This is a genomic window from Gracilibacillus sp. D59 (assembly GCF_052246695.1).
In the GTDB taxonomy this organism is placed as follows: domain Bacteria; phylum Bacillota; class Bacilli; order Bacillales; family Amphibacillaceae; genus Gracilibacillus.
The window spans coordinates 70831-96336 of sequence record NZ_JBQQCK010000016.1; the positions used below are offsets into that span (position 1 = coordinate 70831).

The window sequence follows — 25506 nt, forward strand, 5'->3', positions numbered from 1 at the left end:
GGAGGAGAGCAAATCCATGTCCAGTTACTTCGCAGTATATGTTTTTTTGTGTAGTTCTATATTTCAATTTGAACGATCTGAAAGTGTAAATATAAGCTAACAAAAAGTGATAACATGGATGTTATCACTTTTGTCTATCCTTTATAAGTTATACCTTTTTTAGAGTGCTTTTTCAAGCAATTTTGGTTTAGCGAAGATCATTCGACCTGCTGATGTTTGTAATACGCTTGTTATAACGACTTCGATGTTCTGTCCGATATAGTTTTTACCTTCTTCCACAACAATCATCGTACCATCATCTAAGTAAGCAACACCTTGGTTCTGCTCCTTACCATCTTTAATGACTTGTACCGCTAATTCTTCACCTGGTAATACAATTGGTTTAACGGCATTTGCTAAGTCATTAATGTTTAACACAGGTACCTTCTGGAATTCACAAACTTTATTTAAGTTAAAGTCATTCGTTACGACAATCCCATACATCACTTTTGCTAGCTTTACTAATTTACTGTCGACTTCTTGGATTTCCTCGAAATCACCTTCATATATTTCTACATTTATTGGTAAATCCTTCTGGATGCGATTTAGTATATCCAAGCCTCTACGACCTCGATTTCTTTTTAATGCATCTGATGAATCAGCGATATGTTGTAATTCTTCCAAGACAAATTGAGGGATAATAATCGTTCCTTCTAAAAAGTTCGTTTGACATATATCCGCAATTCTTCCATCAATGATCACACTTGTATCTAGAATTTTTGGTTTTGGTAATTCATCATTAGACTCTTCTGCTGTTAAAGATCTCTTTTTTTCTTTTTTAGGTAATGTAAATAAATTCAAAAATTCATATCTTCTTTTAAATCCTACCTGAAATCCAAAATAACCTAGGAGTACACTTAAAAAGATAGGCACCACCTGTGAAACCACTCGTATTTCAATCGATTGAATCGGATCATTTAAGAAATAGGCAATAATTAAACCAATGATAATACCTAAACTACCAAATAATAAATCCGCTACAGGGGCTTTCATTAACATCTCTTCAATCCAAGTAAAGAAACTCACAATAAAATCAGAAATCCATATAGATAGAATAAATAAAATAATTGCTCCTAATACTAACCCCACGTAAGGCGCATAATCAGACGTTAACCATGTACCTTCAAACCCTAATAATTCCCATAAACTTGGAATATATAAATATCCAGCGGTACCACCTGCAATAATAAAAAATAGTTGCACGAATCGTTTTAGCACCACAGTCACCTCCTATAGACTAGTCTCTCCTATTACCAAAATTTTATACATTTTTTTAATACTTTTTATCAGCAAGCATACATTTTTCTCTAATATATTCGCGTTTTATGGAGAGTACACTCTTAATCTCCTAATGCTACTTTAATTGCTTCCTGTACGGAATTCACGCCGATAATTTCGATAGACGATGGAACCGTCCAACCATCCAAGTTTTTAGCTGGGATGATCGCTCTCTTAAATCCTAATTTAGCAGCTTCTTGTACACGTTGGCCAATTCGCGATACCCTTCGTACTTCTCCCGTAAGTCCAACCTCTCCAATTAACACATCATCTGGGTGTGGCGCCCGGTCTCTAAAACTGGAAGCAATACTAATCGAAACCGCCAAGTCAATAGCAGGCTCATCTAATTTCACACCACCCGCTACTTTCACATATGCATCTTGGTTTTGTAACATTAAGCCTACCCTTTTTTCTAATACAGCCATTAATAACGGAACTCGATTATGATCTATTCCTGTTGCCATTCGTCGCGGATTACCAAAACTGGTAGGAGATATTAATGCCTGTATCTCCACAAGTACTGGCCTTGTTCCTTCCATTGATGCAACGATGGTTGAACCAGCTACACCCTGTGATCGTTCTTCTAAAAAAATTTCGGATGGGTTTAATACTTCTGTTAACCCTTCTTCTTTCATTTCAAATATACCCATTTCATTCGTACTGCCAAACCGGTTTTTTACTCCTCGTAAAATTCGGAATGTATGATGTCTTTCCCCTTCAAAATACAATACAGCATCTACCATATGCTCAAGCAGCCTAGGACCAGCAATAGATCCCTCTTTCGTCACATGCCCAACAATAAAAATAGGTATATGATTTAGCTTGGCAATGCGCATTAATTCACTGGTACATTCACGAACTTGTGAAACACTACCTGGAGCACTTGTCACTTCTTCTTTATAAATAGTTTGAATCGAATCAATAACAACAAAACCTGGTTTCAATTGATCAATTTGATTTGCGATATCTACTAGATTCGTTTCTGAAAGCACATATAGTCTGTCTGATGAAATATCCAATCTGTCTGCTCTCAGCTTTGTTTGTCTTGCCGATTCTTCTCCAGAAATGTATAACACATCTAGATCGCGCTGTGCCAATTGGCTGGAAAGTTGCAGCAATAACGTGGATTTCCCTATACCGGGGTCTCCACCAATCAACACTAGTGAACCTGCTACGATACCACCACCGAGTACACGGTTTAACTCTTGCATTCTCGTTTTGATTCTTGGTTCTTCCTGTGATTGAATACTTGTTATTCTTTCCGGTTTCTGCGCTGTGGTAGAGCCTGTTGCCCAGTTGCCTCTTGCTGTTTTAGCAGCTGTAACTTCCTCTACTAAAGTATTCCACTCGTTACACCCTGGGCATTTCCCCATCCATTTGGGTGATTCATAACCACAAGATTGACAAACAAATTTAGTTTTTCGCTTAGCCAAAAGTATCGCTCCCTTTCATTATATACGAAAATACCTGCCTATAAGTTACAAAGATCTATCAATTTAGTTAAAGATGTATGTAAAAAGTGTAAAAAAAGTAAAAACTTTAAATCTTATCCATCCCCATATCACGTTATACCAACACACCACTGTAAATAACAACTGCGAAGTTGTGAAAATTTGACTTAGTGTAGCTTCTCTCATTCTGATTTAAGGTGAGTGCTAGCATTTGCTACGGCAGAGTACTGCGCTTTCCATGGGCACGGCTTCAGCTTCCTCGGAAAGCGAGTATTTTTTCCGCAGCGGTGACTTTGCACTCAACTAGAATCAAAATGGAGGAGAGCAAATCCATTTCCAGTTACTTCGTAGTTTATGTTTACTTGAAATGATTACATGCATCCGATTGTAGTATTGAAAAAATCGGAAGGATGATCCTTCCGACTTAAGCTTTTATACGACTTTGAATTCTCCTGATTTATCTATATCAATCGTTACCTTTTGCCCTTTTGTGATTTTTTCTTTTAATAGCTCTTCTGATAATAAGTCTTCTACGTTCTTTTGAATTGACCTACGTAATGGTCTAGCACCATATTCTGGATCAAATCCTTCATTTGCAATTTTTTCAATCGCCTTATCAGATAAAACAAAGTCTATTTCTTGTTCAGTTAAACGTTTTTGTAATTCTTTTACCATTAACTCTACAATATATTTCATATGTTTCTTCTCTAGTGAATGGAAGACAATTGTTTCATCAATACGGTTTAAGAATTCTGGGCGGAAAGCTTTCTTTAATTCCGTTGTTACCTTAGATCGCATATCCTTATAATCCTGTTCTTCATCACCAAGACTAAAGCCAACATATTTATTACGTTTTAGTTCATTTGCTCCAACATTCGAGGTCATAATTAAAACAGTATTTCGGAAGTCAACAGTACGACCTTTAGAGTCCGTTAAGCGTCCATCCTCTAAAACTTGCAACAAAATATTAAATACTTCCGGATGTGCTTTCTCTACCTCATCTAACAAGACAACAGAGTATGGCTTTCTGCGTACTTTCTCTGTTAATTGGCCGCCTTCTTCATAGCCTACATATCCTGGAGGCGAACCGACAAGTCGTGATGTTGCATGTTTCTCCATGTACTCTGACATGTCAATTCGAATCATTGCATCTTCATCACCAAACATTGATTCAGCTAATGCACGTGCAAGCTCTGTTTTACCAACACCAGTCGGTCCTAAGAAAATAAACGAACCAATCGGACGCTTTGGATCTTTTAAACCTGCTCTTGCACGACGAATTGCTTTGGAAACAGCTTTGACTGCTTCTTCCTGACCAATTAATCGATTATGCAAAATGTCTTCCATTTGCAATAGTCGTTCACTCTCATCTTTGGTAAGAGCTGATACCGGTACCCCGGTCCATGTTGATACAACACTTGCAATGTCTTCTATACTTACTTCTGAATTCTCTTGACCTTGTTTTTCTTTCCATTTCGCTTCCGTTTCTTCTAGTTCTTTTCTTAATTGTTGCTCATCATCACGTAAAGCTGCTGCTTTTTCGAACTCTTGACTTTGAACTGCGGCGTCTTTTTCTTTACGTACTTCTTCTAAATTCTGTTCTAACTCTTTTAAATTAGGTGGTGTTGTGTAAGAACGCAGGCGTACCTTGGAACCTGCCTCATCAATTAAATCAATCGCTTTATCTGGCAAGAAACGATCTGTAATATAACGGTCCGAAAGCTTTGCTGCTGCTTCAATTGCTTCATCCGTAATCGTCACGCGGTGATGTGCTTCATAACGATCTCTCAACCCTTGTAAGATCAGTATCGACTCTTCTACAGATGGTTCATCCACTTGAATTGGCTGGAAACGACGTTCTAATGCAGCATCTTTTTCAATATATTTACGGTACTCATCTAATGTAGTTGCACCGATACATTGCAATTCTCCACGGGCTAACGATGGTTTTAAAATATTTGATGCATCAATAGCGCCTTCAGCACCGCCGGCACCAATTAATGTGTGTAATTCATCAATAAAAAGAATTACATTATTTGCCTGACGAATTTCTTCCATTACTTTTTTCAAGCGATCTTCAAATTCACCACGATATTTTGTACCAGCTACTACCGTACCCATATCAAGAGTCATTACCCGCTTGTCACGAAGTATTTCAGGTACCTCATTTTGAACGATTTGTTGGGCCAATCCTTCCGCTACTGCTGTTTTACCGACACCAGGCTCTCCAATCAAAACAGGGTTATTTTTTGTACGACGACTTAATACTTGAATGACACGTTCGATTTCTTTCTCCCGACCGATAACAGGGTCGATATTCCCTTCTTTTGCAATAGAGGTTAAATCGCGTGCAAGTGAATCCAATGTTGGGGTACTCGCACTATTATTTTGGCTGTTACGTCCATTTTGAGAGCCACCTGATTCTGAGCTCCCTAACAGTTGTAACACTTGTTGACGTGCCTTATTAAGGCTAACACCAAGGTTATTTAATACACGAGCTGCTACCCCTTCACCTTCTCGAATAAGACCTAATAAAATATGTTCTGTTCCTACATAAGAATGGCCTAATTTACGTGCTTCATCCATAGATAACTCAATGACTTTCTTCGCTCGAGGTGTATAGTGAATCGTTTGGGATACTTCGTTTCCTTTACCTATTAGAGATTCCACTTCATCTCTGATTTTATCTGCGCCAAGACCGATTGCATAGAGAGCTTTTGCGGCAATTCCTTCTCCCTCACTCACAAGTCCTAATAAAATATGTTCAGTGCCAATATTATTATGACCTAATCGTACAGCTTCTTCTTGTGATAGTGCTAAAACTTTTTGCGCTCTTTCTGTAAAGCGTCCAAACATCATTTTAATATTCCTCCTTCTGCTCCAATGTAAAGCGTTCCCGAATTAAGGATGCACGAAAAATATCGCGTTCATTCGGTGTCAGCATTTTTTTTGCATATTGTTGTAAGAACGCTGGTTGTGTTAAAACAACCAATTCGTTCAGAATAGATTTAGATATGTGATGGATGAATCCGAGATCAATACCCAGACGAACATCAGATAAACATTTTGCTGTTTCTTTGGATTCGATAATACGACTATGCTGCAGAACACCATAGGAACGAAATACACGATCCTCTAATTCTAGCTCTGATTGTTCCATTAATAAGTTTCGAGCATGTCTTTCATGCTCAATTAATTTATCGACAACGCTTTTTAAGTCGTCAATAATATCCTCTTCAGAACGCCCTAACGTTACCTGATTGGAAATTTGAAAAATATTACCTAATGCTTCACTGCCTTCACCATAAATACCACGGACAACTAAACCTAATTGGTTGATTGCAGGGATCATTCGATTGATTTTACGTGTGATCGCAAGTGCAGGTAAATGCATCATCACAGATGCTCTTAAGCCAGTACCAACATTGGTAGGACAGCTTGTAAGATATCCTCTATTTTCATCAAAGGCATAATCTATTTTTTCTTCTAGCCAGTCATCTAATTGAAACGCCTGTTCCAAGGCTTTTTCTAATTGAAATCCCGGGAAATATAATTGAGCACGAATATGGTCTTCCTCATTGACCATAATCGATACCTGTTCGTTTTTAGAAATAAGGGCAGCGCCATGCTTTGATTTATCAGCTAAATGTGGACTTATTAAATGTTTCTCCACTAATACCTGCTTTTCCACATCTTTTAACTCACCCATTTTAACAAATTCTAAATCTTTATATTGTAAGTAAGATTTATGGTTAAATTCCTTTTCCATAAAATAAAGGACGCTTTCCATCTGCTCTTCATTAGCAACCAATGGAAAAGGTGACTGTTCAAAGTTTCGAGCTAATCGGACACGACTGCTCATCACAATATCACTGTCAGGACCATCCTCTTTTAACCAAGGACTAATCGCTTCATTCATAAATTGCTCTAAACTCACGAATCATCACGCTCCTCGTAGCGGTTTAGATTCTGCTCTAATGACCTTATTTCATCGCGAATTTCAGCTGCATCTTCAAAGGCTTCATCTGCAATGGCCTGTTGTAATTTAACCTTTAAATCACGCAATTTTTTACGTTGGTAAATATCAGAACCTACTCTTTTAGGGACTTTTCCCTCGTGAACAGTATTACCACTATGCACTTTGCGGAAAAGCGGGTTTAAATGTTCCGAGAAAGTATGATAGCAAGATGCACAACCAAATTTTCCAACCCTAGCAAACTGTTGATACGTCATACCACATTTATCACATTGTAACTCTTTCTCGTTTGTTTTAGGTGACTGGTGGTGCATAGCATTAGAGTTTGGGTTGAACAGTCCTGATAAAAGGTGGTGTAATGAATAGGCATCTTCTTCTTGAGACACATAACCTTTTTCCTTTGCACATTGCTGACAGACGTGAATTTCTGTCTTCTCACCATTTATCACTTGAGCAAAATGGACGGTTGCCGGATTTTGTTTACACTCTTGGCATTCCATACCGTACACCTCCTAAAATTGGTATTTTAAGGTATTAAGCATTGCTGACAAAATTCTGGCACGAATCTCATCCCGAATTGGCAGCTGAAAAGAGAGCGTATTACGATCAATCGCACCAACCATTAATTTAGCTTCCCTTTTGGTGATTAATTCCTCTTCCAAGAGGCGCTCTAATATATTGATCGCCTTTTGCTGTGAGATTTTTGGTTGGATCATTTCAATAATTTCGTCTATTAATTTTGCTTTATCTTCATTGGTAATACGACTAATACGGATATAGCCCCCACCACCACGTTTACTTTCTACTAAGTACCCTTTCTCCAAAGTAAATCGTGTATTGATGACATAATTAATTTGAGAAGGTACACATTCAAAGCGATCAGCAATTTCACTACGCTTGATCTCAATGATTTTATGCTGGTTGCTTTGCATGATTTCTTTCAAATATTCTTCAATAATATCTGAAATATTACGCATCTTCCCTCCTCCAATCTGACTTTGACTATATTTGACTATATATTTATTATACTGTATGTTGGCTTGGTTGAAAACTATTTGGTCTTCATTATTATAACCTTTCTTGCTGTTTCTCAAACCACTTATGACCGAAAACGGATTTTGATTTTTTTAATATCTTCCTGTTCTAATAACCATTCATATAAGTTCTCCCGTTTTTTCTGATGAATAGCATCAATGTACATTTTAATTTTTGTTATTTCCGGGCTTTCGTTAGAAATATCAAACTCCCGAATTTCAATCGGAAAAGATTGTACGTGCTCGATAAATTTTGAAGCATTTCTTTCCTTCGATAGCTTTACTTCAAAAACTATATGATGATTTTTACGATGGAGCCTTTGTTCAAATTTATTCAAGACAACCAAACTAATTAAAATGATCAGTGTTGTCACAAAAGCCTCTTTATACATCCCAATACCAACAATTAAGCCTAAGCCCGCAACAGCCCAAATAGATGCAGCAGTTGTCAGTCCCCTAATAGTACCGCCATGGACAATGATTGTACCCGCACCTAAAAAACCAATTCCACTTATGACATAAGAAGGAATTCTAGCTGGATCGAATCGAATATTCTCATAATTTTCTATAAAGGAATCAAAGCCATTAATGGATAAGAGCATCATTAAACAAGAGCTTACTCCCACTAAAATATGAGTGCGAAAGCCTGCTGAATGTTTGTTCAATTCTCTTTCAAAACCGATAAGTCCTGACAATATAAGTGCAATAGCTAGCCTTGTAATAGACTGGATAAATTCAGCATCAAATATTTCCTGAAACAAAAAAAGCCCCCCTTAACATTTCTTTAATTAGCAGATATTTCATTTATACCCTTTTAAAGGCAAAATTATTTCTTTTTTTTAAATTCCCTTAAATTAAACTTTTAAATTTCATCTCACTTTTTGAAAAAATCATCCTTCTGTAAAAGGATGATTCAAAAGAAATCTGGTAAGTAGGTTTGTTTGTGCGAAATAAGATTTTCTAAGGATTGTAAACCATTCTTGTCACCTTCAATTAATTGTAATTCAGTGAGTTCAGTTGGTCTATTATAGCTTAAGAACATGGATGTTAAATACTGTACAGAGCAAGTGATCCAGCCAAATTCCAACCCATTCGGCTCCTCAGTACTGACGTCAACTTTCCCATTTACTTTTGTTAGATAATAAGTGCGATTGTTTTCTGGTAAGAAGTCATCTTGCACGACTAACTTAACAGGCATGATTTCTGTAGTTTGATTGTAAGGATAATCTTGTAAAAAAGAGAAAACATCAACAACTCTGCTCATAAAATAAGGGACAACTGTTTGCTCATAACGAGGCTCATCAATCAGCATTGGTAAATAATCATTGTCAGGTACAGTCATTTCAACCTTTGTAGCCATAGAATCATGGTTGCTTATCAATCGCAAAACAAGTCTTAACCCATTTAAGTTGACATAGGCCATTTCCTCTACATGTAATATTTGATCTTTGACATGGTATAAAAGATACCCTTCCGCTTCATTTCGTTCATTATAACAGATGACTACCCTAGTATGCTTTTTAATAATTCTTTGATGCCACCACCTCTCATCTCGTATCAATGCCCCATTAAATCTAGATATATATGTTGAGTATACTTTTTGCAAATCCTCATACTTATCTTTATTCCTTCTTGCATAACCGCTTGCCCTCCAATTCTTTTTTAGACTATCCATTGGTATCCTATATTTTCTTTGGTTAAAAGTAAGCTCATATCCATATTTACGATAGAACGGGACAGAAAAGGGATGTAAGTAAGAAATAGTATGTCCCGATGACTTCATGGAACGTAACACTTCCTGTAACAGTGTTTTTATTTTCCCACTTCTTCTATACTCTGGCCAGGAGGCTACTGCCGCTACTCCTCCCATCTTCATTGCTTTCCCATTAATATTTACATTTAGAGGAATCATATGGACTTTTGCACTTAATTGTTCATCTTCAAACCATCCCCATATTTCATGACGCTCTGCTTCTTCCTCCTGTTCAATTAATTCATCTTGAGATAAGGAATACTGAAAAGCAAATTGAGATAATTTAAATATTTCAGGATAATCTTCTTTTGATAATTTTCTTATTTTCTCCTGCATTTTTTCACCTCATTATTTATATTTTTAATGTTAACGAAAGCCTGCATATAGTCGGAAATTCATCACTTTATAAAAAATTGGTTAAGTACAAAGTTACATAAATTAAGGAAATTTTTCAACAAAAGGTAAAATAAATTCACTCTTTTTTAAACTTCAGCTCGGATTTGCAAAAAAGCATACTAATCTAGACATTCGAAAAACCTCAGAGAAAATTCTCTGAGGTTTTCCTATATCTTCATAGACCCGAGAAATACAGTTTACTTATTTGATAATCTATTAGCCTCGCGAATTAATTCAAAGTATTGATCACCTCGGACAACCTCATATTCCGAGCCTAAAGAATCCGTAATTTCTACCACATCTGATGGTGTAAGAGACCATGATAACATTCCCATCGAGATAAATAATGGTGCATTTCCATCCCATTCAACAGAAGCTTCTGCTATAGCGTCTTTTGCTTCGCTAACACTGCTAACACCACGCAAAATTGACTGTGGCAGTTGATCATTTAAGATCGAAGTTCCTGTATTACTTTCCCAGCTTAGGAATATTCCTTGTGGATCAACATAATCGATGTAGTCCTGTACTTTTGATTCGGTCAAAGGTACATTTTGCTCATCAACACGATTTAGTGCATAAATAATGTCCATCCCGGTACGTTGCATATACCTCTTTGTTTGTTTTGCAAATAAATCAAATGTATTATCTGGCCAAGGAGTAGGATAAATATAACCTGCACCAGAAGGGCCAGCTATTAAAAGATCGTTATCCGTAGCTGTTTGTTGATAATGACCTAGTATGGATGGAGCAACATCATATAGAAGTGGGCTTGTAGTCCAATTTATCGGCACACTTCCTCTTGCTTCATCATCCCATAATTCTCTTAGCTTATGTTGATTATATTGAAGGTTGTCACCTTCACCAAATGTAAAAGTAATATAAATTTTATTATCCAGTTCTGGAGCAGCTATTGATTTCTGTTGGCTTATATTTTCTTTTATCCCGGAAAATACGGTCATGTTGTTAAACCAGTCCGCTGCAAGTACATATACACTATGTTCAGAGGCAAGCTCTGTTGAACTAAACTCTCCTGCAACATCATTATCGAACCAGCCTAAATATGGTGTGTTTGGCTCAACATCAGACATGATTTGTTCAAATAATTCTTTTTCTTCCGTAACATTCGAATCAAGCCAGAATACCATTGCACGATTTGCCACTGCATAATCTCTCAAATATCCATACGGTTCTGTTTCACCCGCTGCAATTGGTTGGACATCTGATGCAGAGACCTTATATTGATTCCACATATCTACGGAAACACTTAATTCTTCTGTATTCTCTGGTGGTGTAAATCTGTAGATAAAGTAATTACCATTATCTGCCCATCGGTGTCCATCATAGCGCTCATCCGAACTTGAATGGTAACCATCATATAAGTAAGGTTCTTCATCTGCTTGACCAGGTATAAACTGTGCAATGATCTGCCCATCCGCTTTCACTGTTACCTGATGGACAGCTGGACCCCATCCATCATTCGTAAAGGCATCTTGAAAACGAAGGTAGACCGCTTCTTTTCCGAGGAACTCAGACAGGTCTAAATCATATATATCCCGGTTAGAACTGTCTCTGATTTCTTCCTCTTCTTCAGCAATAACTTGAAAATCAGCCCAATTATCTTCAGGTAGTTCCACACTTCTTGTAGGATTTAAACCTATTAACATACGGTGAGTCGTTCTAGGCCATAGATTTTCATATTGCCATTTATAAGCATCCATCCCATTATCGAAACGTCCTCGCAAATCCTCCATTATAGTAAGATTAAATGGTGCTTCTGTAAGTTTGTCTGCTAGTTCAGGGCTAGCTACTACTGCTTGTTCTAAACCAGCCATCGTTGTAGCCACATTGATGGAGTCTTCCACTTCTGGATCATAGACTATCACTCCAGATATTTCATTTTTATATTTCAATAATAGATCCCAAGGATTTTCCTTGATGCTATATGGGACGTCCAAATCATTTAACCATGTGAAATCCCCTTCTTCATAATCTGTTTCGATAAAATAAATCCTTGGTCGCTCCCGATTCACATTTCCTTGCAGTGTAGTAAATAATAGCTTCTCATCACCTGTATTTTCTCTTAAATCAACAACATCAAGGTGCTTTGCTTTAGCAAAAGTAGGTAAAGCCTGGGTTTGTGGCCATTTGATTTTTCCATTTTTTACGGATTCTGCTTCTGACTCCTTAGCTTGGATACTCGAAGTACCAGACAGGATTAAAAACAAGGTTAAACATGTCATCACTAACTTGCGAATCATATATTTTCCTCCTTCGTCCAGAATTATGAAATACCGCTTTCCCCATCAAAAATTACCAGCTGCTTAAATTATAAAATTTACGGAGTGAAATCACCCCCTTAAGATCCATAGTGATTACGCTGTCATTTATTTGGTTTGATTTTAAATGTTTTAATTTCGAATGGTGTAAACTGAATAGGACTATCTACAGGTATTAACTGTTTAGGCTGTTCTAACAAATTGGTCTCAATTATTTCCTGAATGTCAAAGTTTAGTTTTAGTTCGGTACTTGTATGACTTCCGGATGTTTCGTATAAACGCATGATAATATCATCATTGATTTCTGCTTTTTTGATGGACTCGATCATTACTGTTCCACCATTTAATTGAATAAAAGAATCTGAAATACCTTTATTAGCGGTATCTACTTCTGTTTCCTCCACTTTACGAACTGGTATGTTCAACTCATAGCCTTTTTTACAAACCTCCCCCTCGATCAAGTCACCCTTATGCGGATAAAAACTGTAAACAAACTCATGCTCTGCTCGATCTGCATTTGGATCGGGATAGGCTGGACTTCGTAATAAGTTAATGTCAAGCTCATTTCCTTCAGCACGATGACCATATTTGCAATCATTTAAAAGTGCAACGCCATAATTAGGCTCAGACATATCTATCCAATGATGTGCACATATTTCATCTTTTGCAAAATCCCATTGCGTATTGCGATGGGTTGGGCGATTTAAATAGCCAAATTGAATATCGCAATGGACATGATCACTTCTTAAATTAAGTGGGAAAGAAGTACGAAGCATTTTGTTCGATTCATTCCAATTTACTTTCGTTTTAAAATCAATTTGTCTGCTGCCCAAAGTCATAACCACAGATTGTTGTATAGTCGAATTCCCATATCGATAAAGATGTATAACAGATGCAATGGGACCATCCACATCACATTGGACTTTCTCAAGTTTAGGGCGCATCTTTGGGACTGATTTATAATTGGTCGGGAAGTCCCATGCATCTCCATGGTCATGATAGATTGCTAATTGATTTGCTGAACAGTTACTAGCTATCGTTTCTCTTTTATTATCCTTATCATATATCGATCTAATCGTACCGTCTTGATTAAAAGCAATGGTTATCAGATCGTTTTCAAGTAATGTATCTTCAGCCTTCAAGTCCATGTTTTCAGGTATCATTCCTGGATCATCTTTATCATTTATTGCAATGTAGCCCATGGATGGTATTGTTACTTTTCTCCATTTCCCATTACACATTACCCATTCACGTCTGGTCCAAGGTAACGAATTAAAAAAAGTTAATCCAGTTAAGTGAAGGTGTTGATTCAATGCCTGGTAGTGTTCAGCTATTAGATTTTCTACTTGCTCGTGTATCTTTTGATAACGTACCAGCGATTCATCATATACACGACTGATCGATGATCCAGGTAGTATATCATGGAATTGGTATAACATAACTTCCTTCCATATGGAATCTAATTCTGTAGCTGGATATTCTTTTATTCCATTAACCATCGTAAGGGTTGCTGCAAATTCTAATTCTCGTAGTGATTTCTCGATTTTTCGATTGTACTTTTTATTACGGGCCTGTGTAGTCAATGTACCTTGATGTTTTTCTAAATAGAGCTCACCAGTCCATGTTTTGTATTTGTCTGTAGAGGCTTCTAACTTTTCAAAAAATTGAATGGATGGTTCCTGTACTACCGGGGAAAGCCCTAAAAGATTTCTTTCACGTTCCAACCGCTCCAGATGTTCTTCTCCCGGACCACCACCGCCATCTCCAATGCCAAATAGCATTAAACTATGTTCTGAAATATTCTTATCATAATATTCTCTTTCTATCTTTTTGATAGATCGTGGAGCAGCAGGACTGTTATAAGTATCTTCTGGTGGCAAATGGGTTAACACCTTGCTTCCATCTATTCCTTGCCAATAAAATGTGTGGTGTGGATGATCGTTATATTCACTCCAAGACAATTTTTGGGTCATGACATAATCAATATTGGATTGCTTTAGAATTTGTGGCAAACTAGCGGAATATCCAAAAATATCAGGCACCCATAATGTTCTAACATCCTTACCAAATTCAGCTGCAAAGAATTTTTTTCCGTGAAGCACTTGACGAATTAATGATTCGCCACTAGGAATATTCGAATCAGGTTCGACCCACATACCGCCTTGAACTTCCCAACGGCCTTCAGTAATCCGTTGTTTTATTTGCTCATATAAATTGGGATAGTAATCTTTCATCCATTGGTATAATTGTGGCTGGCTAGCTCCAAAGATATAGTCTGGGTATTTTTCCATATTACGAAGTACTGTTGAAAATGTCCGAGCACCTTTTCGGATTGTTTCTCTTATTGGCCACAACCAAGCTAAATCAATATGGGCATGGCCAACAGCGCTAATTGTTAGATCAACATCACCATTTTGTTTTTGTAATGGTAGCGTAAGAAGCTCTCTAGACTTCCTAACGTTCTCCTCAGACCAATCGACTAGTAAAAGTGATACATCATACAATGTCTGTAGAATTCTTGCTTTTCTAATTGAATCATCTTCTAATTGTTCAGCTAATTCTAGTAGCACCTCCACATCATAATAAAGCTTACGTGTTTCCTCATAACAGATGGCAACCATTGCTTCTTTTAGTGTTCCTGACTTATAATTACCAAACAAATCATTACAACCAGCATCCGCCCAAAGATCTATCTCTTCCATCCCTGAAGCTCTTTCTGCAAATTCAACAATTCTTTTTCCTGGTTTACCTAAGGCTAATTCGAATTCGGAATTCACATTTGTTAATCCCTGTGTGGGGGTGCCATTCTGATCAACCAAACACAGCTCCCCATTAATATCAATTAAGAGTACAACTTTTTCACCCTTTGCTTGGCTAGGAACTCTACCGGTAAAGTGGAACCATGCACAATCCCAAAGTTCCCCCCATTTGTCACCAATAGATATGTGGAGATGTTTTCCTTTATTTCGCTGGCTGAACTGAACTGGTTCTTTGGTCACCCACACTTCTACTTCTAAAGGCTGTAGCTTGTGATAGATTTTTTCTTGAATAAGGGCTTTCATTTGATGTAGCTTTTCATTATTTATTATTTCGTATGGCATTGTCGACCCTCCGCAATTGTGCTTAGTAATTTTGCATAATCTTTTAATTAGATTATTTTCAAAGGCCTACGAAGGTAAGACGTAACTCCATTATTCATCCCTTCATTGCTCTGAAATTAGTAGATTAAACTATTATTTTAATTTTGACACCCTTAGGATCATTTTCATAGTGAATCAGAAGCGTATTACTTCTTTGATCCCATTTAAAATTAATCTCCGTATAATTATTTGATTGTTTAGCAACTAGAACTTTTACAGGTTCGTTTGCACATCTTATTCTGCTAACTCCTGGCACATACAAAGGCCCTTTCACTAGAATCACATAATCGTTATTCTCTTCTACAACATTTTCAATTCGGGAAGAAGCTGCAATAACCTGAATACCATTTTTTGTCATTCGATAATTTAGATCGTATAGCAGTGATTGATTTCCAGGCTGGACGTTAATCTCCTCTCGTATCGTTAGATTATGATCTAATAAATCAACATATAAGCCACGTAGGTGTAATGGGTCTTTATTAATTGACTCATCCATCACTGAATTAATTACATAAGGTCCTCGTTTGATTAACAAGTAATTTTTTTCTTCCCATACACTGTTAGAAAGTATTTGACCTTCTGCACATAATTCTGTTGTTTTTCTAACTAAATTCTTCAATTGCTCAGCATTCTGGATATTCTGTGCGCATTCTTTTGGATGTTTCGAAAGGATGCTAACGCTCCCTTTTCCAACACGATGAATTGCTTCGGTTGCATTTGGATCAACTCCTAATGTTTCAAAAAGATGTTCTGCAGGGGTTGCAAATTCACTTCCCTGTAAGTTCCACCATTCTTTCACTTGATGATAGTCGTCACTTCCATCACCAACATATATCAAGCAACCACCGTTTTGAACCCATTGGCTTAATCCAAGGTGGATATCCGGAGCTTCTGGTTTCATAAATTCATAGCTAAGAATCAATGTATTGTAATCTTTTAAATAGGATGGAAAGCGCCTAATATTATCTAATTGAACGGGTCTGACAGGTATTCCGGATTTCAAAAATGGAAGAGCTAATCCATAAAAATCAGACCAATAGAGCAATTCTTTCGCTTTTCTTCCTTTCAGCATTTCTGTTTCTGTTCCGTCATACTTTCGTGATATATCTTCTTCAGAAAATTCAGGATGGTTTCTCTGAAACATGACAGTATCAGAGAGCAGCACACCAATTGGATCCATGTTCGCTTCCCATTCAACAAAATCTTGTTCCATGTCTCGTAAAATATTAATAATGATTAGTAAACTAGTCGCATAGCTTGATGGAATGTGTTCTTTTCCTTTTCTATCCTTCCTTGGGTAGGATCCATTGAAGATTCTGTTTGGCCAAGGGGATATTTCATAACGAAATACATCTGGATGAAATAGCGATGCTACTAAAGTTTTTACATAATTACTCTTATAATCGTCCCAATCATAATTGGGATTATCTTCGATTGGATCATGTAAAAACCACATTCTCCTTTCCGTTCCTCGAGCCAACTCCTGCATTATTCCATATTCTAAGTAGGCTGTTTCAAACGTTCTCTCTTTTGTAATACCGTTATAAACATTTGGAGTACGAGAAGTACCCGTCCATACTTGCGCAATATATCCATCAACTGTAGGTATACTTAACAATTGAGACTGCGGGCTAACTATTCGCCACTGTGTATAGTTAATCAAGCTATGGGTAGGTACATAAAAACGTAAGTCTCTTTGATATTTTACTTGAGCATATTCCTTAAGCTCTGTACAAAGCAAGTCTAAACATCTTTTATATAGAAACGCTTTTAATTTGGATGCTCGGTACTGAGCATCGACTGATTCATGGGGCGGCGTCCATGGTTCCTTGTAAAAAATCTTCCACTCTCTCTTAAAAGCTTCAGAGTAACCAGCTTCCACCCAAAATTCTGGTTCTTCAAGATGAATTGCTTCCACTCCTGCATCTACCGCCACCTTAATTCGTTTCGTTAAAAAATTTGTAAAGGCAACAGTGGGTACCATATATGGAACATCTTTACCATGACTAATCGTCTCACCAAATCGATTTTTTTGTGCCTCATCCCAGTGGTCTCTTCCATCTACTTGACCATATAAATAATCTTGATATTCCCCCCATGACACTCCTGTCATGAGATGAACCACATATCCATGCTCTTGCCATTCCTTGATTCTTTTGGACATGGATTCATCTATACCATAAACCATCACAAAATCAGTTCGTAAATCAATGGTAGGATGATATGCTACTCTTTCCTGAAAACCTGTTTTTTCCTCAAACCTTGCATGTTTTCCCATGATTCACCTCCTAAAAATAGTGTTAGTTATTATCCGAATCTGACTCTATGAGTAATAACATAAATAGTCCTCCTACTACAGATCGATTTTTGAAGTTTAGCCGTTTTCCTGTTTTTGTATCATACCAATCTGTAAATGGGACCCGGTCTTCCGTTTCATTTAAGAAATGCCAAAGCGGCTCAATTAGAGAAAGTACATCTTTCTTTTGGTTCGCTAAGCCTGCAGTCCATACCAACCAATCTGCTTTTGTATACGTATCACGGTTATCTAATGGAGTTCCAAATTGATTTTGCTGTCTAAGATAGTATTTTATTTCCTTTTGTTTAACGTCTTTGGAAAATAAGTTTAATGAGAATATATTGTCCCAAATCATGTTATATTTTAGACTCCATGTTCCAGACTGATCGAACGTTAATTTATAATGATCTTTATCACTGGCCATTTGTTCCCATTCGTTTGCCATCTGCTGAGCCTGCTTTATATACCTCGCCTTTTCCTCTACATTCCCTAACAATCCACATAAAAGCCCATAACTACCTATCCCTACAATTGCTTTGATCGAGAGATTTGAATTATGTGCTAAATGCCCAGCAAAGTCATCCGTGCAAAGCTGATGTCCTGGATCTAATCCATTATCTGTGAGATATTTAGCCCACAGTGTCAGCAAATCCCAATTTTCTTCTGCAAAATCTTTCCTTCCCTCTGCCAAGCATACTGCTGTCATCATGATTAACATATTGCCACATTCTTCAATTGGCATTTGGTTTCCTCTCTCGTTTTTCCCATATACTTGACCATTGGCAATGGGATAACAACCGACATCATGTGGAGCAAATTCATATGGCCATTCTTCTGACCGTGCATAACGGAAAATTGGTCGCATCATTCCCTTAATCAACTCGGGATTGTATATCAAGAATAGTGGTATAGATGGATAACTAACATCTACGGTTCCAATACATCCGTTACTGTTATTTTCCTTTGAAAGAAATAACAAATCACCGTTTTCATCAACAACCAGCTTATGAGCCGCAATTGCCTGACGATATGCCAGTGATACTATGTCTCTATACGTGTAACCACCGACATCCATAGCCTTTTGCCTTAATTCTTTATTAAATTGATAACATTCCTGTTTGATTGAAGGATACTCACTTACCGCTACTTGCAACATTTCTTCTATCGTTTGACCATTTCTTTTCCAATACCCTGGAAGTGGTTGATGAAAATATTCGACAGAAGCAATATCATCATAGGCCAGAACTAGAAACTTTGATTTTTTTTCTGAATGTATCGTTCCAAAGTCTAATACTGTTGCCATGACAGGACAATTTTCGTTTACTTTGCGAGGCATATTTATATCATCATTTTCAGGTAGTGACCCATTTTCCAACCATTGTTTACGAATTTCAATAGAATGAATAACAGATTCCGTTTGACTAGAGTAAGGTAATACTAAATGGAAATATCCCCAATCAATACGTGTATCATCACCTTGACGCTTTAATACAGGCTGGTCTACGGAACCTATTGTCATGTCTTCCATATCGTTCGCTAAAGTCAATCGTGACCAATTCACTTGTTGACTTGTATCATGGACACACCACTCCCCTGTCACATCAAAATAAATTTGAACATCATGCTGATTACCATCTTTCGACCAAACTTCAAATGTTATATAAGACGCTGGTCTAGCTAAAACTTCTAAGTTATTTAGCAAAAGAGGAGTCATGAATTCTACTTGAAGAGTTATACCCGCACCTTCAAAAAGATAAATGGTATTTAATGGATCTACTGTAAGCTGAATTTGTTCTAAATGGTCTGGTTCTTGTTCATTATCCGTTTGAAATAGTTTTCCCATAAAGCGCCATACTTTTCCATCTACACGTACCATCCCCACCATCCCATGAATACCAGTAGTTCCACCCGATTGATATGTCCAATGATGTGTATGATCATCATAAAGATGGTCGTTGCTACTCCAGACACTAAAGTAGGGATCAGTTGTTACCAATGGAACTGCAGGAGGTCTAAGTACAAAAGTCATCATGCCACATCCAATCATTAAAATATAGAAAACCATATAAATATAATGGAAGTCCCTTCTATTGAAGAGGGACTCCATTTAACGCTAACTTAGTTACAAGAATTAATTTGAAGTACGATAGCGCATAAATTCTGTTCCACTTTGGGCTTGTTTCGTAATTTCAGCTGCGACCTCTTCAATACCCGCTTCAATTAGTGCATCACGGGTTTCATTTATTATATCTAATGCCTCTTGATCAGATCCTGCATGAATTGCTTGTTGAACAACATCTCCCATTGCAACCGTTACAGGTTCAATCTGTTCAAAATTTGGATGTGCTTTTAATACTGAATGAGGATCAATTCCTGTAATCGGTTGTATACCTTCTTTTCTTCTTATCTTGATAAATTCTTTCTTAACTTCATATTGCTTATCAAATTGATGACCAAAAGGTCCACCACCAAGCGAATCCTCTCGATCTAAACCTGAAAACGCTAAATAGTGATTAATACCTTCATCCTTCAACGTGCTATCGTTTATTTTCTCGACCATTTCTTCTTTTGCGACTGCTTCTCCATCGACTAGATCATAATGTACACCTTCGATACCGTATCTAGTTAGTAGAAACCCTTCATCACTTGATAAATAATCGAATAATTTAACAAATGCCTCTAGTTTTTCTTCAGAAGCTTCTGCGAAAACAGCAATTAATTGACTTCCTTGAACATTAAATTCTGTTCGATAACGATCTCCATTGTAATCCTCTAATGGTCCTAAAGGAATATATTTCTCCTCAATACCACCTTGTTTCGTATCATTCCAAAGACCTGGGAATTGATTTGGTATTACTGCGTATCTGCCTTGAGCTATCTTTTCTCTGGCAATTGTTCCTGTATGGGAATATACTTCGGGATCTAGTAAACCCTCACTCATTAGTTTTCTCATATATAGGATCCATTCTTCATATTCCTCTGTCATAAAGTTATACCTTGCATTACCTTCATCATCAATAAACCAACTTCCAGATCCTGCTACAGGTACAAACATTTCAGAGGTGATATCCAACGGCCAACCATTATCATATGCACCTAACGGAAATACAAGATTACCATTTGCTTCAAACCCACCTTCTTTAACCGCTTTCAAAAAGTTATATAGATCATCCGGAGTCTTTACTGATCCAGGATCTATCCCCACCTCATTTGCAATATCCTTATTTACGTATAATCCATACAACCAATCCTCTATATCAGCCTCGGTAGCTGGATACATAGAATGAAGCATGTATTGACCCTCTTGTTGTTTGCTAATAATATTATTATATAATGATACAGACATATTCTCTTTTTTCACTACCTCTTCCAGCCTTGGATACTCTTTTATATACGGAGCTAAATCATGTAACAGACCATCGTTTGCAGCTTCTAATAATAATTCAGCTTCTTTCCCCCATGCAGGGCCAATATAAATATCCGGAAACTCTCCAGTTGCTAAGACTTGTGTTAATTTGTCAACTTCACTACCATTTGTATATTCAAAATCTAACTTCACCCCAGTTTCTTCTGTTATTTTTTTAGCAACAGGGTTATTCATTGGATCTTCTGGTGCATTTGCCCCTGATCCATTCCAGTTATGCAAAACCTTCAGTGTAACTGTATCGCCCTCTTCAGTACTACTTCCACTTTCGTCACTACACGCTACTAATAATGTAAATAGTAAAAAAACCGATAAAGCTAGAAACATCTTGATGATTTTTTGTTTCATATAAATCCCTCCATTTTCTGTTTTTATTATAAAAAAGCCTTCCTTCCAAATGATGAAAAAACTATTATTCCTTTATGGAGCCAACCATTATTCCTTTAACAAAATACTTTTGTAAAAATGGATAAACACAAATAATTGGTAATGTTGCAACTATTAGCGTCGCCATCCGTAAGGACTCAGGTGTAACCGTCATGACACCAGCTGAAACAGTTGTACCAGTTTGTGACGCCTTTTGTGCAGCATTTGCTAATGCTTCGGATTCAGTTAATAGTTCGTTAAGAAGTGTCTGTACAGGTCTTAATGATTCCTCTGTAACAAAATAGGTTCCTGTAAACCAATCATTCCAGTGAAACACTCCTTGAAACAAGGCAATAGTAGCCATAACCGGCATGGATAACGGCAGGATGATGCTTATAAAAACTCTGAAGTTGCTAGCACCGTCTATTTGTGCAGATTCTTCTAATGAACTAGGTAATTGTTGAAAAAAAGTTCGCATGATTATGATATGAAAAAAGCTAAACAAAAACGGGAAAACATATACCCAAAAATTATTAATTAATCCCAATTCCCGGTATAGTATAAAGTTAGGTATCATTCCACCACTAAATATTGATGGTATAAAAATAAAGAAGGTAAAGAAAGTTTTTCCTGGTAAACTTTTTCTCGTTAATGCGTATGCAAACAGTGCAGATAAAAAAACATGCAGAAACGTACCAATAACTGTCCTAAGTATCGTAATAACGTACGCATTTAAAAATGTAGTGTCCTTAAATATCTGTATATAATTCTCCAGTGTGAATCCACGTGGCAAAAAATAAATTGGATGATTCATTGCTTCCACACCATCACTTAGTGAATAAGCTATGATGTAAATAAATGGATATAACGTAGTAAACGAAAAAACAGCAAGAAACAGATAGTTAAAAATCGAAAATAACGACCACTTTTTTTTCATTTGTACAAGTAACCTCCTCACCATAATGATGTTTCATTTACTTTTTTACTTATACTATTTGCAACAACAATTAGAATGACACCGATAATACCCTGGAATAGTCCTACAGCTGTTGCATAACTTAACCGCCCTTGCTCTAATCCTGATTCAATTACATAAACATCTAACACCGTTCCTATGGAAGCGGTCGCTGGAGTATTTAATAATAACAATTGCTCATACCCCACTGTCATAATGTTACCGCAAGCAAGTAAGAACATAATGACCATTACTGGACGTATCGAAGGTACTGTAATATGCCACATTTGCCTGAATCTGTTAGCACCATCCATTTTGGCCGCTTCATATAATTGCTGATCAACGCCAGAAATTGCTGCCAAATAGATAATCGCTCCAAATCCCACCGTTTTCCAAATGTCTGAAAGAATGACAACCTGATAGAAATAATTAAGGTTACCTAAGAATTGAATTTTGTCGAAACCTAAAGAAGCTAAGATTTCATTTATTGGGCCACCGTATGGAGTTAGCATGCGCTGTAAAATGGTGACTACAACTACCCAAGAAATAAAGTGAGGTAAATAGGAGATGGTTTGTACAGTCTTTTTAAACTTCATAATCCTAATTTCATTTAATAACAATGCTAGAATTATTGGCATGGGAAACCCTATTACTAGCTTCATTACACTAATCGTTAAAGTATTGCGAATGATTTCCCAGGATTGATAAAAATTAAAGAATTCCTTAAAATATTTTAAACCAGCCCAAGGACTGCCTGTTATTCCGCCTATAAAATTAAAATCTTTAAAAGCTACCGTTAAACCGTACATCGGAATATACGAAAAGATAATAAACCAGATGATACCTGGAAGCATAAATAGATAATATAAACGATGCTGCCAGATTCTCAACCAAATACTTTTCTTATTTGTCTTACTTAAATTTGGGCTATTAGATTTTGTACTAATTCCAACATTATTCATAACACCCTCACTCCCCCTCGAGCTCAGATAAATTAGTAAATAATCTTCCTAAAGAGATAAAACAATATAAGATGGTTTCCGCCTCAATATGTATGCGCTTGCATATAACTATAATTGATATAATATAGTATGTCAATATTTTTTATTCGACAATTAATATAATATTATATCAATATTGAATAAAAAATATGCTGTTCCAATGAATAAACACTTAATACAACTCGTCTACTGTTAGACTATTGTTGTAGCAAGTCTCCAAATTTGGAACAGCACCATTAAATTTAATATACTTAGTTATTTAATTTTAGTCGTACCTTTACTAACAGCGTTTTTCACAGTTGTATTCCCCTCAATCAAGGTTGCTGATACTCGGATATCATCAATGATAAAGTTGCCATTATACATTTCTAGTAAATTATTTAATGCTAGCCGACCAATCTCTTCTTCATTTTGTTGTAAATGTGTAAAATTCCATTCTAAAGCATTTCGGGGTGGGCTATCAAAACACATAATCGATATGTCTTCTGGTATCTTTAAGTTCAACTGCTCTACGGCCTGTTTCGCTAACACAGCTATGTTATATTCTAAAGCAAATAAAGCGGTAATATTTCGATTCTTCTTTATATGATTCTTTATAACTTCTATATCTTTCTTTGTATCTTCATGAGTAGGATATGGGCTCTTTATATCCGAACACCAAAGCTCACGATTAACTATAATTTTTCTTTCTGCAGTGGCTTCAACAATACCCTTAATACGATCTTCGATAGTGGTTGTACCGTTGTCTTCGGGTATAAGAATACCTATATTTTCATGCCCCAGATCTAACAAATGATTTATCCCTATTTTAGCCGCTTGTTCATTATCTGTTGAAACGGAAGTGGTAGCCAATCCTTTAAATGATCTATCAATTAACACTAAAGGAAACTGATTCACTATCATTTTAAGAATTTCAAGACTATAGTGTTCAGCTTTAGCCGGTGATATAATTAGACCATCTATACCATATTCAAGTAACTCTCTTATCAGCTTATCTTCTCTATTTGGGATACTTAAAGACCGCCGTAAAATTATAAAGCATTTATCGTGGGATTCTTCCTCTAGACTGGAAATTAATTTGTTTCCAAAGCTATCATCAAAAGTAGTAAGAATTAAACCAAACAATGGCTTCTTATTTTGGGCATCGCTTTTTACAATATTCATGTCCATAGTATTTTTAGAAACAAACGTTCCTTTACCACGTTTCCTATAAACAAATCCCTCATGTGTTAACTTTTCTAAAGCCTTTTTAGTTGTTATAGTACTTACATTAAAGTATTCGGATAACTCTTTTTCAGATGGAACCTTGTCCCCAACTTTATATTTTGCAGATATAATGTCTTGCTTTAATTCTTCGTATATTTTTTCATATAAGGATTTCATATGTAGTCACCACCTATAAATAATCCGTCAATATAACAATATATTATTTGAGTTAAAAGTGCTAGTGATAGTACTTAATTGTTACGTCTACGGTGTTTAGCCCCCACTGATGGTTAATGAAACTTATCAGGATGTTTGCGTCCGTTATTCCCCACTTAGCTTCTTTGATTTACTCGAACCTTGAAGGTGGGGATTTCACGGACAAATAGCACCGTGATAAAAGGTTCGTATTAAATTTTCAAGTACCACGTAATGGGTCTATGATCTAGGTGCCAGTTTTCATCCTGATTATTAGAGAGGTCTTATAGGTTAAGGTTGTGGTGTGTCCCAATCAATTAGATGGCGCCTACGGAGTCACGAAGGGAATTAAAGATGGACATTCAATTATTATGTAGGCTTAGGTATGTAGAAAAAACAGAATTGGGATTTGATCTTATATGGACGGGCATGAATATACTGGCCACACTGATGTTGACTTTCACCCAAAAGTATACGGGCTGCTATGCCTCTGGTTTCTAACAGTCAGCAACTTTATCATACGGAGGCGAGTTGCTAGGGGCTTTCCTAGACATTTTATTTTATTACCTTGTCAAAAAAACTTCCTAGTCTAATGACTAAGAAGTTTTTCAATTGCCTGGCAACGTCCTACTCTTGCAGGGGCGCGAGCCCCAACTACCATGGGCGCTGGAGAGCTTAACTACTGTGTTCGGCATGGGAACAGGTGTGACCTCTCCGCTA

16 protein-coding genes and 1 rRNA gene are annotated in these 25506 nt (G+C 36.7%); all 17 read right to left on the reverse strand.

Annotated elements, in window-relative coordinates; genetic code table 11:
• Positions 1-159: 159 nt before the first annotated feature.
• Positions 160-1257 carry a PIN/TRAM domain-containing protein gene (locus tag ACTWP4_RS20415; protein WP_443130632.1) on the reverse strand — a complete coding sequence of 366 codons (1098 nt, stop codon included), beginning with the start codon at positions 1255-1257 and terminating at the stop codon, positions 160-162.
• A gap of 122 nt (positions 1258-1379) precedes the next feature.
• The gene (radA, locus tag ACTWP4_RS20420) at positions 1380-2750 is read right to left on the reverse strand and encodes a DNA repair protein RadA (protein ID WP_443130633.1); all 1371 of its coding nucleotides are present in this window, start codon (positions 2748-2750) and stop codon (positions 1380-1382) included.
• Positions 2751-3200: 450 nt separating this feature from the next.
• Positions 3201-5627, reverse strand: a complete 2427-nt coding sequence (clpC, locus tag ACTWP4_RS20425; RefSeq protein ID WP_443130634.1) for an ATP-dependent protease ATP-binding subunit ClpC — start codon at positions 5625-5627, stop codon at positions 3201-3203.
• Between the two features lies 1 nt (position 5628).
• Entirely contained in the window at positions 5629-6705 is a 1077-nt protein-coding gene (locus tag ACTWP4_RS20430; protein WP_443130635.1) for a protein arginine kinase, read from the reverse strand.
• Positions 6702-7244 carry a UvrB/UvrC motif-containing protein gene (locus ACTWP4_RS20435; RefSeq protein ID WP_443130636.1) on the reverse strand — a complete coding sequence of 181 codons (543 nt, stop codon included), beginning with the start codon at positions 7242-7244 and terminating at the stop codon, positions 6702-6704. Before ACTWP4_RS20435 ends, ACTWP4_RS20430 begins: the two co-directional genes overlap by 4 nt.
• Positions 7245-7256: 12 nt before the next feature.
• Positions 7257-7721 (reverse strand): CtsR family transcriptional regulator, encoded by a 465-nt coding sequence (locus ACTWP4_RS20440; protein WP_443130637.1) that lies wholly within the window; start codon positions 7719-7721, stop codon positions 7257-7259.
• A gap of 122 nt (positions 7722-7843) precedes the next feature.
• Positions 7844-8539: an MgtC/SapB family protein gene (locus ACTWP4_RS20445; protein WP_443130638.1), complete on the reverse strand. Its 696-nt coding sequence runs from the start codon at positions 8537-8539 to the stop codon at positions 7844-7846.
• A gap of 152 nt (positions 8540-8691) precedes the next feature.
• Positions 8692-9867 carry a GNAT family N-acetyltransferase gene (locus ACTWP4_RS20450; RefSeq protein ID WP_443130639.1) on the reverse strand — a complete coding sequence of 392 codons (1176 nt, stop codon included), beginning with the start codon at positions 9865-9867 and terminating at the stop codon, positions 8692-8694.
• A gap of 257 nt (positions 9868-10124) precedes the next feature.
• Complete coding sequence (locus ACTWP4_RS20455) at positions 10125-12185, reverse strand: GxGYxYP domain-containing protein (RefSeq protein ID WP_443130640.1); 2061 nt, start codon at positions 12183-12185, stop codon at positions 10125-10127.
• 122 nt (positions 12186-12307) lie between these two features.
• Positions 12308-15304 (reverse strand): alpha-mannosidase, encoded by a 2997-nt coding sequence (locus tag ACTWP4_RS20460; protein WP_443130641.1) that lies wholly within the window; start codon positions 15302-15304, stop codon positions 12308-12310.
• A gap of 124 nt (positions 15305-15428) precedes the next feature.
• On the reverse strand, positions 15429-17621 hold the full coding sequence (locus tag ACTWP4_RS20465) for a hypothetical protein (RefSeq protein WP_443130642.1): 2193 nt from the start codon (positions 17619-17621) through the stop codon (positions 15429-15431).
• Positions 17622-17643: 22 nt separating this feature from the next.
• Entirely contained in the window at positions 17644-19668 is a 2025-nt protein-coding gene (locus tag ACTWP4_RS20470) for a glutaminase domain-containing protein (RefSeq protein ID WP_443130643.1), read from the reverse strand.
• A 102-nt stretch (positions 19669-19770) separates the two neighbouring features.
• Positions 19771-21411, reverse strand: coding sequence for an extracellular solute-binding protein (locus ACTWP4_RS20475; protein ID WP_443130644.1), 1641 nt, complete (start codon positions 21409-21411; stop codon positions 19771-19773).
• Between the two features lie 64 nt (positions 21412-21475).
• Positions 21476-22366 (reverse strand): carbohydrate ABC transporter permease, encoded by an 891-nt coding sequence (locus ACTWP4_RS20480; protein ID WP_443130645.1) that lies wholly within the window; start codon positions 22364-22366, stop codon positions 21476-21478.
• 17 nt (positions 22367-22383) lie between these two features.
• The gene (locus ACTWP4_RS20485) at positions 22384-23346 is read right to left on the reverse strand and encodes an ABC transporter permease (protein ID WP_443130646.1); all 963 of its coding nucleotides are present in this window, start codon (positions 23344-23346) and stop codon (positions 22384-22386) included.
• A gap of 294 nt (positions 23347-23640) precedes the next feature.
• On the reverse strand, positions 23641-24768 hold the full coding sequence (locus ACTWP4_RS20490; protein ID WP_443130647.1) for a GntR family transcriptional regulator: 1128 nt from the start codon (positions 24766-24768) through the stop codon (positions 23641-23643).
• Positions 24769-25400: 632 nt separating this feature from the next.
• Positions 25401-25506 (reverse strand): 5S ribosomal RNA (gene rrf / locus ACTWP4_RS20495); the annotation flags it as partial.

Excerpts from the sequence above, each read along its gene's own strand:
- ACTWP4_RS20465 (WP_443130642.1), bottom strand. The coding sequence starts at position 17,621 with ATGGGAAAACATGCAAGGTTTGAGGAAAAAACAGGTTTTCAGGAAAGA.
- ACTWP4_RS20440 (WP_443130637.1), bottom strand. The coding sequence starts at position 7,721 with ATGCGTAATATTTCAGATATTATTGAAGAATATTTGAAAGAAATCATG.
- ACTWP4_RS20450 (WP_443130639.1), bottom strand. The coding sequence starts at position 9,867 with ATGCAGGAGAAAATAAGAAAATTATCAAAAGAAGATTATCCTGAAATA.
- ACTWP4_RS20475 (WP_443130644.1), bottom strand. The coding sequence starts at position 21,411 with ATGAAACAAAAAATCATCAAGATGTTTCTAGCTTTATCGGTTTTTTTA.
- ACTWP4_RS20435 (WP_443130636.1), bottom strand. The coding sequence starts at position 7,244 with ATGGAATGCCAAGAGTGTAAACAAAATCCGGCAACCGTCCATTTTGCT.
- clpC (WP_443130634.1), bottom strand. The coding sequence starts at position 5,627 with ATGATGTTTGGACGCTTTACAGAAAGAGCGCAAAAAGTTTTAGCACTA.
- ACTWP4_RS20480 (WP_443130645.1), bottom strand. The coding sequence starts at position 22,366 with ATGAAAAAAAAGTGGTCGTTATTTTCGATTTTTAACTATCTGTTTCTT.
- ACTWP4_RS20490 (WP_443130647.1), bottom strand. The coding sequence starts at position 24,768 with ATGAAATCCTTATATGAAAAAATATACGAAGAATTAAAGCAAGACATT.
- ACTWP4_RS20470 (WP_443130643.1), bottom strand. The coding sequence starts at position 19,668 with ATGACTTTTGTACTTAGACCTCCTGCAGTTCCATTGGTAACAACTGAT.
- ACTWP4_RS20485 (WP_443130646.1), bottom strand. The coding sequence starts at position 23,346 with ATGAATAATGTTGGAATTAGTACAAAATCTAATAGCCCAAATTTAAGT.
- ACTWP4_RS20460 (WP_443130641.1), bottom strand. The coding sequence starts at position 15,304 with ATGCCATACGAAATAATAAATAATGAAAAGCTACATCAAATGAAAGCC.
- ACTWP4_RS20455 (WP_443130640.1), bottom strand. The coding sequence starts at position 12,185 with ATGATTCGCAAGTTAGTGATGACATGTTTAACCTTGTTTTTAATCCTG.